Source organism: Mesorhizobium sp. M5C.F.Cr.IN.023.01.1.1 (genome assembly GCF_003997585.1).
Taxonomy (GTDB): domain Bacteria; phylum Pseudomonadota; class Alphaproteobacteria; order Rhizobiales; family Rhizobiaceae; genus Mesorhizobium; species Mesorhizobium wenxiniae.
In genome coordinates this window covers 1-536 of the sequence record NZ_RZSU01000257.1, presented here as the reverse complement: position 1 = coordinate 536, position 536 = coordinate 1, and the positions used below count along the sequence as shown (strand labels likewise).

Sequence of the window (536 nt, the reverse complement as noted above, 5' to 3'; positions counted from 1 at the left end):
TCAGAAACATCGGCGGCTATGGCGAGTGCCTCGCCGCCCTTGCCTTCGATTTCCGCCTTCAATTGGCTGAGAGCAGGTTTGTCGCGCGCGATCAGAGCGACCTTCGCGCCCTCTCGTGCGAGGCGCAGGGCAACAGCGCGTCCGACACCGGCAGAAGCGCCGGTGACCACCGCTGTCTTTCCGCGAAATTCAATCTGACGGCGCCAAGTTGGTATTGGCAAGGCTAAACCGCCGGTCCTTCGAGCCCGCTTCTCTCGTGCGATTTCCACAGGTACCAGCCGAGGACGGTACCGAAGAAGAATGTGTGGGCAATGAACTGCACGACCGGGCTTGCTTGCAGAAACCAGGGGAATGCGATCGGCGCGATCACATAGAAATTGACGAGCCACAAGGCGAGGCCAAAGACGCTGCCGAGACCAATGAAGGCTGCTCGCCCTCGCAGCATTGCGGCAATCTCCCCGAACACGATCCCATAGGCGATGGCCAGGATCAAATGCACGATCACGCCAGCGATGCTGGCCGTCAGGAGCGGGTAG

1 protein-coding gene and 1 pseudogene are annotated in these 536 nt (G+C 60.6%); both read right to left on the bottom strand.

Annotation, left to right across the window (positions count from 1 at the left end):
• On the bottom strand, positions 1–170 hold a 170-nt coding region (locus EOA78_RS35650; protein ID WP_245478018.1), incomplete at its 3' end, for an SDR family NAD(P)-dependent oxidoreductase.
• Positions 171–223: 53 nt separating this feature from the next.
• A pseudogene (locus EOA78_RS35645) lies at positions 224–536 on the bottom strand (hypothetical protein); the annotation flags it as partial.